At 32.6% G+C, this 16,359-nt stretch carries 16 protein-coding genes; 3 read left to right on the forward strand and 13 right to left on the reverse strand.

Annotation, left to right across the window (positions count from 1 at the left end):
* Window positions 1-72 precede the first annotated feature (72 nt).
* The 6 genes from rho to LQ675_RS08335 form a co-directional block, all read right to left on the reverse strand.
* The gene (rho, locus tag LQ675_RS08310; RefSeq protein WP_048540930.1) at window positions 73-1,389 is read right to left on the reverse strand and encodes a transcription termination factor Rho; all 1,317 of its coding nucleotides are present in this window, start codon (window positions 1,387-1,389) and stop codon (window positions 73-75) included.
* A gap of 215 nt (window positions 1,390-1,604) precedes the next feature.
* Window positions 1,605-3,035 (reverse strand): aldehyde dehydrogenase family protein, encoded by a 1,431-nt coding sequence (locus LQ675_RS08315; protein ID WP_075578111.1) that lies wholly within the window; start codon window positions 3,033-3,035, stop codon window positions 1,605-1,607.
* A gap of 170 nt (window positions 3,036-3,205) precedes the next feature.
* The gene (locus LQ675_RS08320; RefSeq protein ID WP_025904464.1) at window positions 3,206-3,535 is read right to left on the reverse strand and encodes a winged helix-turn-helix transcriptional regulator; all 330 of its coding nucleotides are present in this window, start codon (window positions 3,533-3,535) and stop codon (window positions 3,206-3,208) included.
* A gap of 72 nt (window positions 3,536-3,607) precedes the next feature.
* Window positions 3,608-4,864, reverse strand: coding sequence for a UDP-N-acetylglucosamine 1-carboxyvinyltransferase (locus LQ675_RS08325; protein WP_048540934.1), 1,257 nt, complete (start codon window positions 4,862-4,864; stop codon window positions 3,608-3,610).
* 274 nt (window positions 4,865-5,138) lie between these two features.
* A complete protein-coding gene (fdaB, locus tag LQ675_RS08330; RefSeq protein ID WP_025904462.1) occupies window positions 5,139-5,996 on the reverse strand; it encodes a class IIb fructose-bisphosphate aldolase FdaB in 858 nt (285 codons plus the stop codon).
* An 85-nt stretch (window positions 5,997-6,081) separates the two neighbouring features.
* A complete protein-coding gene (locus LQ675_RS08335) occupies window positions 6,082-6,435 on the reverse strand; it encodes a response regulator (RefSeq protein ID WP_048540937.1) in 354 nt (117 codons plus the stop codon).
* Window positions 6,436-6,495: 60 nt separating this feature from the next.
* On the opposite strand from LQ675_RS08335, the gene LQ675_RS08340 reads away from it, so the two are divergent.
* The gene (locus tag LQ675_RS08340; RefSeq protein ID WP_048540939.1) at window positions 6,496-7,023 is read left to right on the forward strand and encodes a DUF2529 family protein; all 528 of its coding nucleotides are present in this window, start codon (window positions 6,496-6,498) and stop codon (window positions 7,021-7,023) included.
* Window positions 7,024-7,644: 621 nt separating this feature from the next.
* Here LQ675_RS08340 and LQ675_RS08345 read toward each other — a convergent pair.
* The 3 genes from LQ675_RS08345 to LQ675_RS08355 all read right to left on the reverse strand — a co-directional run bounded on the left by LQ675_RS08345 (window position 7,645) and on the right by LQ675_RS08355 (window position 10,872).
* Window positions 7,645-9,246 (reverse strand): CTP synthase, encoded by a 1,602-nt coding sequence (locus LQ675_RS08345; RefSeq protein WP_025904459.1) that lies wholly within the window; start codon window positions 9,244-9,246, stop codon window positions 7,645-7,647.
* 145 nt (window positions 9,247-9,391) lie between these two features.
* On the reverse strand, window positions 9,392-9,907 hold the full coding sequence (rpoE, locus tag LQ675_RS08350) for a DNA-directed RNA polymerase subunit delta (RefSeq protein WP_048540943.1): 516 nt from the start codon (window positions 9,905-9,907) through the stop codon (window positions 9,392-9,394).
* Window positions 9,908-10,011: 104 nt separating this feature from the next.
* Entirely contained in the window at window positions 10,012-10,872 is an 861-nt protein-coding gene (locus tag LQ675_RS08355; protein WP_167388713.1) for a GNAT family N-acetyltransferase, read from the reverse strand.
* A gap of 152 nt (window positions 10,873-11,024) precedes the next feature.
* Between LQ675_RS08355 and LQ675_RS08360 the strand changes: the two genes are divergently transcribed.
* A complete protein-coding gene (locus LQ675_RS08360; RefSeq protein WP_048540946.1) occupies window positions 11,025-12,623 on the forward strand; it encodes a BCCT family transporter in 1,599 nt (532 codons plus the stop codon).
* A 68-nt stretch (window positions 12,624-12,691) separates the two neighbouring features.
* Here the strand turns inward: LQ675_RS08360 and LQ675_RS08365 are convergent, their stop codons facing one another.
* Genes LQ675_RS08365 through LQ675_RS08380 form a run of 4 tightly spaced genes read right to left on the reverse strand, consistent with a single transcriptional unit; the run spans window position 12,692 to window position 15,408 of the window.
* Window positions 12,692-13,228, reverse strand: a complete 537-nt coding sequence (locus LQ675_RS08365; RefSeq protein ID WP_088592226.1) for a YqaA family protein — start codon at window positions 13,226-13,228, stop codon at window positions 12,692-12,694.
* Entirely contained in the window at window positions 13,222-13,851 is a 630-nt protein-coding gene (locus LQ675_RS08370; RefSeq protein ID WP_048540950.1) for a lysophospholipid acyltransferase family protein, read from the reverse strand. Before LQ675_RS08370 ends, LQ675_RS08365 begins: the two co-directional genes overlap by 7 nt.
* A 13-nt stretch (window positions 13,852-13,864) precedes the next feature.
* Complete coding sequence (locus LQ675_RS08375; RefSeq protein ID WP_075578115.1) at window positions 13,865-14,803, reverse strand: phosphatidate cytidylyltransferase; 939 nt, start codon at window positions 14,801-14,803, stop codon at window positions 13,865-13,867.
* Window positions 14,800-15,408: a CDP-alcohol phosphatidyltransferase family protein gene (locus tag LQ675_RS08380; RefSeq protein WP_197738484.1), complete on the reverse strand. Its 609-nt coding sequence runs from the start codon at window positions 15,406-15,408 to the stop codon at window positions 14,800-14,802. Before LQ675_RS08380 ends, LQ675_RS08375 begins: the two co-directional genes overlap by 4 nt.
* Before the next feature lie 150 nt (window positions 15,409-15,558).
* On the opposite strand from LQ675_RS08380, the gene coaW reads away from it, so the two are divergent.
* Window positions 15,559-16,356 carry a type II pantothenate kinase gene (coaW, locus tag LQ675_RS08385; protein WP_107601768.1) on the forward strand — a complete coding sequence of 266 codons (798 nt, stop codon included), beginning with the start codon at window positions 15,559-15,561 and terminating at the stop codon, window positions 16,354-16,356.
* Window positions 16,357-16,359 lie beyond the last annotated feature (3 nt).

Raw genomic sequence — 16,359 nt, forward strand, 5'->3', positions numbered from 1 at the left:
AGTTTATTTGTGACTTATTCACTCAATACTTACATATTATATATGTTGAAGAATTAAAATGCAACCTTAAATTTATATAATCGGTTTACCAGTCTTGGCACTATCGACCATAGATTTTCTTAAGACTTCAAAGAATTCTTCGTTAGAATTCGTGCGTTTTAACTTTCTAATAAATCTTTCAGAGAAATCATTTGAATCAGTAAATAAATTACGTAACTGCCAAATCATTTCAAGTTCTTCTTTATCTAATAGCAATTCTTCTTTACGTGTTGAACTTCTTCTAATATCAATTGCAGGGAACACTCTCTTCTCAGACAATTTACGATCTAAGTGAAGTTCCATATTACCTGTACCTTTAAATTCTTCATAAATCATATCGTCCATACGAGAACCTGTTTCAACTAATGCAGTCGCTAAAATTGTTAAACTGCCACCCGCTTCAATATTTCTAGCAGCTCCGAAGAAATGTTTAGGTCTATGAAGGGACGCTGGATCTAAACCACCTGATAATGTTCTACCACTTGGTGGCACGACTAAGTTATATGCTCTTGCTAATCTTGTTAATGAATCCATTAATATAATTACGTCTTCACCGATTTCAACAAGACGTTTAGCTCTTTCAAGTAATAATTCAGCCACTTTAACATGATGTTCTGGCGGCTCATCGAATGTTGAGTTAACGACTTCAGCTTGTTCAACAGAACGTTCAATATCCGTTACTTCTTCTGGACGTTCCCCAATTAATAATACAAATAATTTCGCTTTTGGTTGGTTAATTGCGATAGCATTAGCAATTTCTTTAAGTAATGATGTCTTACCAGCTTTAGGTGGCGCTACAATCATTCCACGTTGTCCTAGACCTATTGGCGTAATTAAATCCATAATTCTAGTTGAATAATTTTTACTTGTAGTTTCTAATTGGATACGTTGTTGTGGGTATAGAGGGGTTAACGCTTGAAAGTGTGGTCTTTTTTTAACTTCTTCTGCATTTTGATCATTTACAAAGTCAACTTGTAACAATCCGTAATACTTTTCGTTTTCTTTAGGTTTTCTAACTTTACCAGTTACTTTGTCACCTTTTTTAATCTCAAAGCGTCTAATTTGGCTAGCAGATATATAAATATCTTTTTCACCTTTAGAATAGTTAACGGTACGTAAAAAGCCATAACCATCAGGTTGAATATCATCTAAGATACCTTCCATATAATAGTTGCCGTCTTTTTCCATTTGAGCTTCCATAATTGCTAAGACAAGTTCTTTTTTATTTAATTTACTATAATTTGTTATTCTCAGTTCTTTTGCCTTTGATGTTAATTCTTTAGTTGTATAGTTCTTGTATAATTCGTGAAACGATTCATACTGAGGACTTGTTCTAACTCTTTCAGCCATTTTTATGACACCCATTTCTTAAAAATCTCATTCATTTTTATCAGATTTATAATCTGCCTTTAAACTATAGCATTTTTTTATGAAGATGACAAAATAAGTTATATATAAATTATGTTAAAATATTTCACTTTTTTAAACAATAATAACCATCATACAAAAAGACTGAAACACCTAAATGTTCCAGTCTCAAAAATATATTATATTTTGTAATTTTACTATTCTTTAAAATAACCTGGAATTGCTTTAATTTCTAAGAATTCTTCAATTCCATAGTCGCCCCATTCTCTACCAATACCTGATTGTTTATAACCACCGAATGGTAAATTAGGTTTTCTACCTGCATCATTAATTTCCACAGTACCTGCTTCTAATGCTTTAGCAACTTCTCTTACACGTTCTAAATCTTTACCATATACATATGCTGCTAAACCATAAATTGTATCATTAGCAATTTCAATTGCTTCATCTAAGTCTTTATAAGTAATAATTGTACCTACTGGACCGAAGATTTCTTCTTGAGCAATTGTCATATCATTTGTTACATCAGTAAATAATGTTGGTTTAACGAAGTAACCTTTTTCAAGGCCGTCTGGTTTACCAACACCACCATGTAATAATGTTGCACCTTCATCGATACCTTTTTGAATATAGCTTTGAACTGTATCAAATTGTTTTTTAGATACAACTGGACCAGCATCTTGGCCAGCTTCTCTAGGATTACCAACTTTAACATTTTCAATTGCTTTTTTAGCTGCTGCGATAAATTCATCTTTAATACTTTCTGGTACTAATGTACGCGTACCTGCTGTACAAACTTGACCAGTATTTTGTACGAATTTAGCAACTGCACCTTTAGCTGCTTCTTCGATATCTACGTCATCTAACACTACTAATGGTGATTTACCACCTAGTTCTAATGATACTTTTTTGAAGTCTTTAGCAGAGTTTTCCATAATTTTTCTACCAGTTGGGCCAGAACCCGTAAATGACATCATACGTACATCAGGATGTGAACTTAATGGATCACCAACACTTTGGCCATCACCATTGACTAAGTTGAACACACCTTTAGGCACGCCAGCTTTTTCAAATATTTCAGCTAAAATAATTGCTGCAAATGGTGTTTCTTCAGATGGTTTTAAGACTACAGGTGAACCTGCAGCAAATGCACCAGCTAATTTTAATGATGTTTGGTTAGTTGGGAAGTTCCATGGTGTTACTAATCCAGAAACACCGATAGCTTCTTTAATAACTAAATCATCACCACGACGTTCTTCAAATTGAATTGAATCGATTGCTTTACTTGCTTCTCTAAAATGATTTAAGCCCATTTGATAATGAACAGATTCTGATTTTTCAATTGGTGAGCCAAGCTCATCCGTCATAACATCTATTAAATCTTCTTTTCTATTTTCGTATTCATCTGCAATTCTTTCTAGTAAAGCTTTTCTTTCTTCTAAAGAAGTATTTCTAAATTTCACGTACACTTTTTTAGCGGCAGCTACAGCGTCATCAACATCTTGTTTGTTACCTGCAGCAATTTTACCCATTACTTCTTCTGTAGCAGGGTTTATAACATCTAATGTTTTTCCACTATGACTTTCAACCCATTCGCCATTTATATATTGCTTGATATCTTGTCTCATGAATTATCTACTCCTTTATATTTGTTACATTGTTTATTATAGTATGGATGATAGTCATAATTAAAATAATCTGTTTGGGAATTGAATAATTTAAATTTCAAACAAATAAAACACCCGCCAACGAAATGAGTTTCATCGCATTGACGGGTACTTTATAATATTCAATTCGTTTAGGAATGATTTTCTTGCAATTCCACATTTTTTTGTGCCCACTCTTCTAATGGTACAAGCGCTTGTGCTAATTCGTATCCTTTAGTTGTTAAATGATATTCAACTGATAGAGGCGTTGTTGTAACAACTTTCTTCTCAACTAATCCCCAATCACTTAATTCAGTTAATTTAAGAGATAATGCTCTAGGTGTAATACGTCTTAAGTCTCTTTTCATATCAGAAAAATGAGCCGAACGTTCATCACAACGTGACAAATAATTAAGTATTAAACCATTCCAACTGCGTCCTATTACTTTAAAAGTTTCTTCCAAATAAGGACATACTTCCATGTTACTCACCTCTTTAACTTCTATATTGCCATTATACTACACTTTATATACAAAGTATATATTTTATACTTGTTATACGGTTTCAGTCCAAATATCAGCACCGAGTGCTTTTAATTTTTCAACAATACCGCTATATCCTCTATGGATATGCTTCACATTATATACAGTTGTAACACCTTCAGAGATTAAACCAGCAATTAATAAAGATGCACCTGCTCTTAAATCACTTGCTGCTACACTTGCGCCTGTCAATTTAGATGGGTAATAAATAGCTGTCCCGTTTTCTAAATTCACATTAGCACCCATTCTAATCAATTCATCAACATGTTTAAATCTTGCAGGATAAATTGTTTCTGTTATTTTACTTTGACCATTTGCTTTTAATAATAAAGGTGTGAACGGTTGTTGTAAATCTGTCGCAAATCCAGGATAAACAGCAGTTTGTATATCAACTGGTTTATATTCATCTTTACCTTTAATTAAGACCGAATCTTCACCTAAATCGATTTCAGTACCCATCTCTCTTAATTTAGCGATTAATGGTTCTAAATGTAAAGGAATGATATTCTCGATGTACACTTCTTCACCCATGGCTGCTGCTGCACACATGTATGTACCTGCTTCTATTCTATCAGGAATAATTGTATGTTTCGTACCATGCAAGGATTCTACACCTTCAATTTTCAATGTATCTGTACCTGCACCTCTAATTTTAGCGCCCATATTATTTAATAATGTCGCAACATCAACAATTTCCGGTTCTTTCGCTGCGTTTTCAATTACTGTTTTACCTTTTGCTAAAGAAGCTGCTAACATAATATTGATCGTTGCACCAACGCTAACAACATCCATAAATATTTTAGCACCAACTAATTCTTCTGCTATTAAATACATCGCACCTTGTTCGTTTGTTACTTTTGCACCTAGTGCTTCAAAACCTTTAATATGTTGGTCAATTGGTCTAGGGCCTAAAGGACAACCACCAGGTAAACCAATTACACATTTTTTAAAACGTCCAAGCATAGCACCCATCATATAATAAGATGCTCTTAAAGATTGTACTTTATTGTTAGGTAAAGGGAGATTCACTGCATCGCTTGAATCAACGACAAGCTGATCACCATTTAATTCTGTTTTTATATTTAAATCACCAAGTAGGCTCATTAAAGTTTTGACATCTGAAATATCTGGTAGTCCATCTAATGTCACAACATCATTCGCCATTAAACTTGCTGGAATAAGTGCAACTGCACTATTTTTAGCACCACTTATTTGCACTTTACCATTTAATTTTTTGCCACCATTTATTTTTATAACTTCTTGAGACATATGTTTACTCCTTTACTTCATCGTCTTAGAGAATGCATACTCTCTCAACATGAATAGATAATTATTTCCATTATATACTATTCAATAAGATAAACGCAAAAACATAAAAAGTAAATAGAAATGACATAATTTACTACGAAAGAAGTATCAAATTTTAAATTTTTGACATTAAAATAAATTGAGTAAACGTATTGAATAAATATTCAATTTTTCTTTAAAAACAGAAAAAACTACTACAAGCACGATGCTTGTAGTAGTTTGAATTTAATTAAAATTAAGCTTGGTTAGAAGTACCAAATTCTTGGATTTTACCTTTAACTGTTGCTTTAATTGCTTCACGAGCAGGTCCTAAGTATTTACGTGGATCGTAAACTTCGCTGTCGTTATTTAACACTTCACGAACTGCTTTAGCAGATGCGATTTGGTTTTCAGTGTTAACGTTGATTTTAGCTGTACCGAAAGTGATAGCTTTTTTGATATCGTGAGTTGGGATACCAGTACCACCGTGTAATACTAATGGTAAACCAGTTGAAGCACCGATTTCTTCCATTTCTTTGAAACCTAAGTTTGGTTCACCTTTGTAAGGTCCGTGTACTGAACCTAATGCAGGAGCTAAAGTATCAATACCGGTTCTTTCAACTAATTCTTGACATTCTTTAGGATCAGCATAGATAACGCCTTCTGCAACTACGTCATCTTCTTGTCCACCAACAGTTCCTAATTCAGCTTCAACAGAAACACCGTTAGCATGAGCATATTCAACTACTTTAGAAGTAATTTCGATGTTTTCTTCGAATGGGTGGTGAGATGCATCGATCATTACTGAAGTGAATCCAGCATCGATAGCTTCTTTACATTTTTCGAAACTTGAACCGTGGTCAAGGTGAATAGCAACTGGAATTGTAATGTTGTAATCTTCAATTAAACCTTCAACGATTTTAACGACAGTTTTGAAACCACCGATATAACGTCCAGCTCCTTCAGATACACCAAGGATAACAGGAGCATTTTCTTCTTGTGAAGCTTGAAGAATAGCTTGTGTAAATTCTAAGTTATTGATGTTGTATTGACCAACAGCATAACCATTTTCTTTTGCTTTAATTAACATTTCTTTCATTGAAACTAAAGGCATTGAGTTTCCTCCTAATGTGCAAGGCACGAATTATTTACAAAATTATTATATCAAACTTTGTGAACATATGCACCTTTTGAAAGCCCTATCCTAAATGTTTTCTTACAATTTTCATAACTTCTTCAATTGTAAACGGCTTCATTAGCACGCCTGTAATATTCCCTTTTTTTAAAACTTTTAACTCGGTAGATGATTGAAATGCTGAAATGATATAAACTGGTATATTTTTATCAGATTTTCTAATTTCAGCAAACACTTCTTCTCCAGAAATTCCAGGCATTCTTTTATCTATAAAAATCAGTTTATAAGTATTTTTATGAAATAATTCAATGCCCTCCGCTCCATTTTTAGCAGTATCTACATTAAAATGATTTAATTCCATAATTTCTTTTAATAATTGTCTAATATTCTTTTCATCATCTATAATAAGTACATCCATTGAAGATACCCCACTTTTTCTATAAAATAAATTTAATGACGTTAATAAGGAGAATACAAATTGCTTAAAATATTTAATACACAATTAAACGGCATATTTAGTAAAATAGATGCCCAAATTGAAGAAATTGAAATTGCATCCCAACTGCTTATGCAAGCGGCAAACGGTGAAGGCAAAATACGCATTAAAACTTTCGACGAAATCAATCATTTTCAAGCATTTATGACTGACAGTAACGAAAGCTTACCACATTCAGAAACACTCAATACTTTAGATGAAATCAAAAAGATCGACTCTACTGACCGTGTATTATTAGCCGGAACTTCCTTTACTGAAGAACTCAACGAATGGATTACAAAATTAAACGAATACGATATAGATTTTGTCGTAATAGCTAATAAAGATAAAGACAATAAAACACATGAAGCACTTATGCATTATATTGACTTATCAACACCAAGAGCAATCGTTCCAACCGCTGATTACAGTAAAATTATTACCCCACATCTTATGGCTTTAAATTATATATATTATATCATGTTTGCTGAAATGCACGAGATTACACAAGATTTAAATGAAGAAATCTAGTAATAGTAGATAATGGGGTTGAGTTTTATGAGTTGGTGGATAATGGAGGTTTTAGTTACAATTCATATGAGTTTTGTAATTAAAGACTTTCTTAGTTACATTTCCTCGGACTTTTGTTACTATGGGCCTCCTTAGTTACATTTCCGCCGACTTTTGTTACTATAGGCTGCCTTAGTTACAATTCATATGAGTTTTGTAATTAAAGACTTCCTTAGTTACATTTCCTCGGACTTTTGTTACTATGGGCCTCCTTAGTTACATTTCCGCTGACTTTTGTTACTATGGGCCTCCTTAGTTACATTTCCTCGGACTTTTGTTACTATGGGCCTCCTTAGTTACATTTCCGCTGACTTTTGTTACTAACAGCCTCCTTAATTACAATTCCGCTGACTTTTGTTACTAACAGCCTCCTTAGTTACATTTCCTCGGACTTTTGTAATTACCGCACCCGTTATGAACAAGTTTGGCCAGAAGTGTTCACAACACACCCGTTACGAACAAGTTTACCCAAAAGTGTTCACAACGCAGCATACTATAATCTTCAATTATATAATCCCACAAAAAGTGCCCTCTATCTTAAATACTTGAAAAAGTATTAGGATAAAGGGCGCTTTATATATATTATTTATTTTGAATACTTGCTTCTACAAATCCTCTGAATAATTTTTGTGGACGTGTTGGTCTAGATAAGAATTCTGGATGGAATTGACATGCTACAAACCATGGGTGATTTTCTAATTCTACGATTTCTACTAATCTACCATCTGGGCTTGTTCCTGAGAATTTCATACCTTTTTCTTCTAATCTTTCGCGATATTCATTATTAAATTCATAACGGTGACGGTGTCTTTCGTCTACTTCTAATTCACCATAGACTTTATGTGCAATTGTACCTTCTTCAATTTTACATGGGTAAACGCCTAATCTTAATGTTCCGCCTAAATCTTCGATGTCTTTTTGTTCTGGTAATAAATCGATAATTGGGTATGGTGTGTTTGGATCTAATTCAGCTGAATGTGCATCGTTTAATCCAACTACGTTTCTAGCAAATTCTACTGTTGCTAATTGCATACCTAAACAAATACCTAAGTATGGTACGTTATTTTCACGTGCATATTGAATTGCTAATATCTTACCTTCTACACCTCTATCTCCAAATCCACCAGGTACTAAAATACCATCTACATCTGCAAGTTCTTTTTGATAGTTTGTTTCGTTTAATTTTTCAGAGTCAATCCATTTAATTTCAACGTCTGATTTAAAATCATAACCAGCATGTTTTAATGCTTCAGCAACTGATAAGTATGCATCTTGTAAGCTAACATATTTACCTACTAAACCAATTTTCACTGATCCTTCTAAATTACGAACAGTGTCTAATAATTGGTTCCACTCTGTTAATTCGGCTTCTGGTGCAGCTTCTAAGTCTAATCTTTCAATGACGATATCATCCATATGTTGTTCTTTTAATGCTAATGGAATTTGATATAACGTATCAGCATCTCTACATTCAATGACTGCACGTTTGTTAATGTCACAGAATAATGCAATTTTATCTCTTAAATCTTGAGTCATTTCATACTCAGTACGTACCACAATTAAATCTGGTTGAATACCTAAACCTCTTAACTCTTTTACACTATGTTGTGTTGGTTTTGTCTTCATTTCACCAGCAGCTTTAATATATGGAAGTAACGTACAATGGATGTACATAACATTTTCACGACCAAGATCACTCTTGATTTGTCTAATTGCTTCTATAAATGGTAAAGATTCAATATCACCTGTTGTACCACCAATTTCAGTAATCACAACATCAGCATTTGTACTTTCGCCAGCCATTAATAATCTTGATTTAATTTCATTTGTAATATGCGGGATAACTTGGACTGTACCACCTAAGAAATCGCCACGTCTTTCTTTTTTAAGTACGTGAGAATAAACTTTACCTGCTGTTACATTTGAATATTTATTAAGATTAATATCAATAAATCTTTCATAATGTCCTAAATCTAAGTCTGTTTCTGCTCCATCTTCAGTTACAAAAACTTCACCATGTTGATATGGACTCATTGTACCTGGATCAACATTTAAGTATGGGTCAAACTTTTGAATCGTTACATTTAATCCTCTATTTTTAAGTAATCTCCCTAGTGATGCTGCTGTAATACCTTTACCAAGAGACGATACTACGCCACCTGTTACGAATATGAACTTTGTCATGTTTGTACCTCCATTTATTTTTTAAAAAATAAAAAACGCTCCCACTTACATTGTTAAAAATGTAAGGAGGGAGCGCTATATTTATACGATTGTCCTATTTAAAGGAGCCCAAATAAAATATTACCATCTTTTAAAGAAAAGTCAATTAAAATTCGTCTTCTTCGTCTTCCTCATCTTCGTCTTCTTCATCTACAACAAGACCAGCTTCATCTAATTCATCTTCTACTTCTTCATCTTCAGGGTCTTCAGGATCATTTAAACCTTCTTCATCATCTTGATCAATTGTAATATCAAGTTCTTTAGTTTTGTCTTCTTCCCCTAATAATGAAATTTCTGAATCAGCTTCATCGTCTTCATCTAGAACATTGAATTTTTGAATTGTTGGTGCGATTTTTTCTTCGATATCGTCAACTGAATACCAGTCACGAAGTCCCCAAATATTCTCACCCACACTTAAGAAGCGTCCATCAGTATTTAAGTCCGTATAAAATTGTAAAATACGATTCTCAATTTCTGAATCAGTGTAATTACCTAAGCTTTTGAATTCGTCTATCATATCATATAAGTTTGTTTCTTTACCGTTCTCTGTTAATAAAATATAAGCCATTTCGATAAATGAATGCTCATCTACCATTTCTTTTGTGAAATCTTTTAATTTCATGCTTTACTCTTCCTTTCAACAATCGAACTATTGTCGCACATTAATATTTATAATCATAACAGTTTACGATTATAATTGACAAGATGATTTTTAGCAAATGTTAGTTAATACTTAATATATTTCATGAGTTTAATATAGTCCTCTGATTTTTGTATTTCTACAAATCGTGCTTTCTCACATAACGGTTTCAATTTATTGTTCGAACCGAATAAAGTGATGTGTATTTCTTTCTTATCTTCAAACCTTCTTCTAACAAAAGTACTTAACTGTCTTAAAGCACTCTCTGCGATACCTTCTTTTCTTTCGTCTTCTTCAACTTCTATACTACGAATATCAAAATAGTGATCTTTATCTTCTAATACGATGATACCTACTTTTTGATTATCTTTCATTAAATGTATATCGACAAATTCATTATCTAAATCATCTTCATTTAATACAAGTTTCAATGAAGATACATATTTTGAATCTAAATCTAAATAATATAATCGTTCTTTACCTAATGGTCCTTCTTCTTTTGTAGCTGTATGCATAAAGCCAGCTCTTTCATATAAATTCCATGCTGCCTCATTTTCAGCATCTACTACTAAATATAAATGATCAAAATCAGGGAACACATGTTGAACATACTCAGGTAAATTCATCATTATAGTCGTGCCATACCCATTTCCTTGATACTTTTCATTGATTGATAATGAACGTATATAAACAACATTATGCGGTGTATCATAACCTTCGTGTTGATAATACTTATGCAATACAAAGAAACCAACTATGTCGTCTTGTTCATTTACAACGACATTAGGTCTTCTATCAGGATCTTCGATAGCACCATCCAACACTTCTTTAGGTAATGAAGAATAAATTTGTTGTCGTTCATTTAATTCAAAATCATATAGTGCCGTTCTCATATGTTCTTCAAATGGTTTAATGACGATTTCACCGAATGATTTAGCTTTCATGATTGATATCCCTCCGTTTGTTTATATATATCATAACGAATTTTACATTCAATGCGCAATTAAGAACCTTAGGAAACGTAATTATAATCCACATGTTAGTTTGATTTGGATGAGGGTAATAGAAATAAGACTGCATAATTTAAAGGGGGATATTAATGAAACAGTCAAAAGAAAATACAGACAGGCATAATAATAAGACAACATTAGTATTTTGGGTATCAATGTCTATTATATTATTAGTGACTTTAATTGCTGGAATTTTTCCAAATGGTTTTGGTAAATACGCTAATATATTATATACATTTATATCTAACAGTACAGGATGGTTATTCTTAATCATCGTATTCGTTTTAGATATTTTTTTAATTGGGTTAGCCATAACAAGGTTTGGTCGATTTAAACTCGGTAGAGACGACGAAGAACCAGAATTCTCATTTATATCATGGGTCGGCATGTTATTCTCTGCTGGTCTCGGTGTCGGGATTGTATTCTGGGGTGTAGCTGAACCAATGACACATTACTTAAAATCACCACTTCCAAATGAAGTAGATGGCTCTACATTAGAATCAGCTCGACTTGCAATGGGTTATACATTTTTCCATTGGGGCATTTCACAATGGTCTATCTTTGCAATGGCAGGGCTTATAGTAGCTTACTTCCAATTTAGAAAAAGAAGAGACGGTTTAATATCTACAGCAATGGAACCTGTATTTGGTGAAACTTATAAAAAACCATTCAGAAATATTATCGATATCCTAGCAATAGTCGCAACAGTCATGGGTATTGCCACTTCAATTGGTCTCGGTATAATGCAAATTGGCGGCGGACTTCATCATGTTTTTGATATTCCCAATAATAATTGGACTAAAATTATCATCACCGTCATTATGACCGTACTATTTCTTGGATCAGCAGCATCAGGTCTTAATAAAGGTGTTAAATGGCTAAGTAATGCTAACATATTTATTTGTTTTGCTTTACTTATATTTATACTTATTTTAGGACCGACACAATTTATATTTGAAACATTTACAGTTGCTATAGGTGACTATATTACAAACTTTGTACAATATAGTTTAAGATTAAATCCTTATGAAGGCGACAATTCTTGGATTCAACAATGGACTGTGTTCTATTGGGCATGGGTCATTGCTTGGTCTCCATTTATCGGAGGATTTGTAGCCAGAGTATCAAGAGGCAGAACGATTAGAGAATTTGTAATTGGTGTGTTAATTATTCCACCACTTATTTCATTTAGTTGGATTGCCACTTTCGGTGGAACGGCCATGTATTTAGTTATTAATAAAGGTGCTTCTATTGCGGAAGATGTCAAAGGAGATTATACAGTTGCACTATTCTCTCTATTATCTAACTTCCCATTTTACGAAGCAACAAGTATTCTAGCAATAATATTAATCTTCTTGTTCCTTGTTACAAGTGCGGATTCAACTACTTTTATCTTATCAAGTATGTCTGATAAAGGTTCAATCGTACCGCCATTCAAGTATAAATTAGTTTGGGGAATATTAATTGGTGCAATTTCAGTTGCCATGACATTAGCAGGTGGTTTAGAAAGTTTACAAACCGCTTCTGTCGTTGCCGGTCTACCATTCGCTTTTATACTATTCTTAATGATGTTCTCAATCATGAAAGCATTACGTAGAGAACCATCTAAACATTTCAAAATGACTTATATAGATGATGACACAGATTTCTCTAAGTCATTAGAAGAACGTGAAGAAGAAGAAAAATAATTAAAATAGGCACCATTCATTGTTTAAATTAATGAATGGTGCCTTTTTGATTGTCGTAACTTCATAATTTAAAACGAATGGATCGAAAAATATACCCAATAGACGATTATCCATACGATCAACCATAGTAATATTTTTATATATCGATTAACGTTTTTAAACATAATATGACTGAGTACATATGCTAGATAGCTCGTTAATATAAATCTCAAGAGTCTTGCAATGAAACTTACGAGTATAAATACAATAAATGATATACCTTCGTGATAGCTCATCATTGCATAAAGTTTATATGGAACACCAAATAAAGGTGCTTCTATTAATCCGAGCACACCTTTATATTCTAATGAATGTATCACATGTTCTATCATATAAGGATGAATACCAGGAATCTTAATCATGATTATTTCAACAAAGTGCAAATGTTGAATTGAAATAATGTAAACGATGATACCACCTAGAACTGCACCTATAATTGCAATCAGATTTGCACATAATAATTTAAATTTACTTTTTTGCATGATTGCATAATAAGTTAAAGCAACATCAGGGATAATAAAGAAAACAATTGCTTCAAGAAAAGCCCATATAAATATGATTACCATTCTTTAAAATCACCTTCATTTCTGAGTTCATTCATTCGTTCATTAAGCTCATCCATAAATGCTTTTCTATTCTCATTAAATAAAAATGGACGCCCTACAAAAATATCAACAAAGAATGGTACAAATAGTTTTGAGCCTTTTGGTAATGATTTTCCTAAACCATGTAGAAACAAAGGTTGTATAGGAATGTTTGGTCGTTCTCTCATTAAATAATAAATGCCCGATTTATACTTTGATAACTTTTCAGGTTCTCCTCTACTTCCCTCCGGATATAAGATAATAATACTACCTTCATCTAAAGCATCAACAATTGGTTCAAATAATCCTTTAATATCTCTCGTCATTTTTCGCTCTATTGGTATGATTCTCATAATATTCATGGAAAACCATTTTAATAGTTTGTTTTTTAGAAAATAATCACCTGCTGCTACAGGTCGTGCTTTCTTAAACCCTTCTCCTTGAAACAATGAAAGTAGTACAAGTGTATCTAAATGTGAATTATGATTGGCAATAATCACAATAGGACCTTTTTTAGGTAACCATTCTCGTCTACGTATATTTAATCCTAAAACAATTAAAATAATTGGCTTAATGATACATGTATATATAATGAGTCTTAACATATCGGTTCACCCCTTAAAAGTAAAAGAACCTTACAAAGTGGAAGAAGAGTGGTGCTGTGTACGTTAAAGAATCTACTCTATCCAAAATACCGCCATGACCTGGTATTGTTTGAGAAGTATCTTTAATATTTAAATCTCTTTTTAAAGCTGAAATATTCACATCTCCCACAAATCCCATAATACTAATATATAAACCTGCTACAATCATGCCTAATAATGTGAATGGCGTTAATAATGGTGCTAAACATAACGATAGAATTGTCGTTGAAATAATCCCTCCAACAAAACCTTCCCAAGTCTTGTTCGGACTCACTTTAGGTACAATTTTGTGTTTACCAAATGCTTTACCAAACAGAAATTGAAAAACATCATTTGCTTGCGTTAATATAACTAAAAATAAAACAAGGCTCGCACCGGGTACTGAACTTTTTTCGCCAGGTAAGACAATTAAATATGCTAAATGACTTAAACTAAACACCATCAACATCATGCCCCATTGTACAGATCCCATTGATTGTAAAAACCCTTTTGTTTCACCTATCAATATAGCTTGTATCGGTATAAATAAGAACATATATACCGGTATAAAAATAATAAACATGCCATAAAACCCAAAATAGATAAATGTAAATTGAATCGGTATAGATAAGTACGCCCAGAATAATACAGCTCTATGACTACGATTCGTAGGTATTAGAGAAAAGTACTCTTTCAAAGCTAAAAAACAAAGTAAGCCAAGAAAAATCAATGACATAGTAGAGTGAATGACTAAGGCGATTGTAAAGATAATACACATACTCCACCATGATTTAATTCTTAATCTAATTTCAGTGAAGTCTTTTTCAGGATATCGTTTCGTTAAATAAATACTAATCAAACTGGATAATACGAGTACGATAAATACCCCAATCATAACAATCAGCATTTCTGAAGATATCTTCCCTAAGTTCATGATTTAACCTCCTTCAACCCATTTGTTATTCGATTATAAATATTGATTAACATGAGTATTGAACAAATATAAAACACAAAATGTAAATAAGGTATGATATTTAAATGAACAAAAATCAAGAAACTGATGAAACCTACAATAAATGCTCGGTCACTTTTACCCATCGGACCGTCATATCTTCTTGAACTACCTATCACTCGAACAGTTACACCAGCCATTTCACTAATGATTGATAAACTGATAAACAACATAATACCTATTCCATAATCTTCAGCAATAAACACGAATGGTATAAATAGAAATAAATCACTTATAACATCCCCTAATTCATTCAACAAGAACCCTAAATGAGATTTCATTTGATATTTTTTTGCCATTACACCATCAATTGCATTTAAAGCCATTCTTACAAACATCACGATAGGCATTAAAATATAAATCCATTTGTTTTCATGAAATATACTTAAAATAATTCCCGTTACGATAGATAACACTAATGCTAATATTGTAACTTGATTTGGTGTCATTCCGATTTTTCTCATCCAGTCAACGATAGGCATTAATAGTTGCTGAAATTTCGGCTTTATTTCGTATATGCTAATCAAAATATAACCTCCCTCATTTATACTTGGTATCATCTTATCATGTAATTATACAATTTTTGCAATATATTTCTAAAAACCATTAATTTATCATATACAATTTTTTATAGTATAATAACGATAATTATTTACTTTTCTAGATGAGGTGTTCGTGTGAAAATTGGTATTGATGCAGGTGGTACTTTAATTAAAGTCGTAACTGAATTAAATAATGAAAGAACGTATCAAAAATGGTTAGCAACTGACATTGATCAAGTTGCAGATTGGTTAAATCAATTAGATGATGTTCAAGTATCGATTACAGGTGGTAAAGCACAATACTTAGACTCATGCATTAAACATCAAGCAAAACGTAGTATTGAATTTGATGCGACTTATAAAGGAATTCAAATATTTTTAAAAGAGAACAATATAGATCTTGAAACATATATATTCTCGAATGTCGGTACAGGTACTTCTATTCATTACGCTACTACTGATCATCAAGAACGTGCAGGCGGTACAGGAGCTGGTGGTGGTATGATACAAGGTTTAAGTTATTTACTGACTCAAATTAGTGATTATGATGAACTTGTTCAAACAGCTTTAAATGGGGATCGAGATAAAATAGATTTAAAAGTTAAACATATTTATAAAGGTGATAACACCCCTATTTCTGGAGAATTAACTGCTGCTAACTTTGGACATGTATTACAACATATGAACGATGCATTTCCAAATGCTGATCGATTAGCAGCTGTAATGGGTATTGTAGGAGAAACAGTCACAACCGTATCCATTCATGCCGCAAGACAGTACAATACAGAAAACGTTGTGTTTATTGGATCTTCATTTGTTAAAAATGAACTACTCAAAAATATCGTCGTTGATTACACGATTTTAAGAGGTCTAAAACCATACTTCATTGAAAATGGTGAATTTTCAGGGGCGCTCGGTTCAATATATTGTTAAACA

This window comes from Mammaliicoccus sp. D-M19 (assembly GCF_022386695.1).
In the GTDB taxonomy this organism is placed as follows: domain Bacteria; phylum Bacillota; class Bacilli; order Staphylococcales; family Staphylococcaceae; genus Mammaliicoccus; species Mammaliicoccus sciuri.

What these genes read in the sequence shown, in the direction of transcription:
- LQ675_RS08325 (WP_048540934.1), bottom strand. Translation starts at nt 4,864, where the DNA reads ATGTCTCAAGAAGTTATAAAAATAAATGGTGGCAAAAAATTAAATGGT.
- rho (WP_048540930.1), bottom strand. Translation starts at nt 1,389, where the DNA reads ATGGCTGAAAGAGTTAGAACAAGTCCTCAGTATGAATCGTTTCACGAA.
- LQ675_RS08360 (WP_048540946.1), top strand. Translation starts at nt 11,025, where the DNA reads ATGAAACAGTCAAAAGAAAATACAGACAGGCATAATAATAAGACAACA.
- rpoE (WP_048540943.1), bottom strand. Translation starts at nt 9,907, where the DNA reads ATGAAATTAAAAGATTTCACAAAAGAAATGGTAGATGAGCATTCATTT.
- LQ675_RS08315 (WP_075578111.1), bottom strand. Translation starts at nt 3,035, where the DNA reads ATGAGACAAGATATCAAGCAATATATAAATGGCGAATGGGTTGAAAGT.
- LQ675_RS08320 (WP_025904464.1), bottom strand. Translation starts at nt 3,535, where the DNA reads ATGGAAGTATGTCCTTATTTGGAAGAAACTTTTAAAGTAATAGGACGC.
- LQ675_RS08375 (WP_075578115.1), bottom strand. Translation starts at nt 14,803, where the DNA reads ATGAACTTAGGGAAGATATCTTCAGAAATGCTGATTGTTATGATTGGG.
- LQ675_RS08335 (WP_048540937.1), bottom strand. Translation starts at nt 6,435, where the DNA reads ATGGATGTACTTATTATAGATGATGAAAAGAATATTAGACAATTATTA.
- LQ675_RS08370 (WP_048540950.1), bottom strand. Translation starts at nt 13,851, where the DNA reads ATGTTAAGACTCATTATATATACATGTATCATTAAGCCAATTATTTTA.
- fdaB (WP_025904462.1), bottom strand. Translation starts at nt 5,996, where the DNA reads ATGCCTTTAGTTTCAATGAAAGAAATGTTAATTAAAGCAAAAGAAAAT.
- LQ675_RS08365 (WP_088592226.1), bottom strand. Translation starts at nt 13,228, where the DNA reads ATGGTAATCATATTTATATGGGCTTTTCTTGAAGCAATTGTTTTCTTT.
- LQ675_RS08345 (WP_025904459.1), bottom strand. Translation starts at nt 9,246, where the DNA reads ATGACAAAGTTCATATTCGTAACAGGTGGCGTAGTATCGTCTCTTGGT.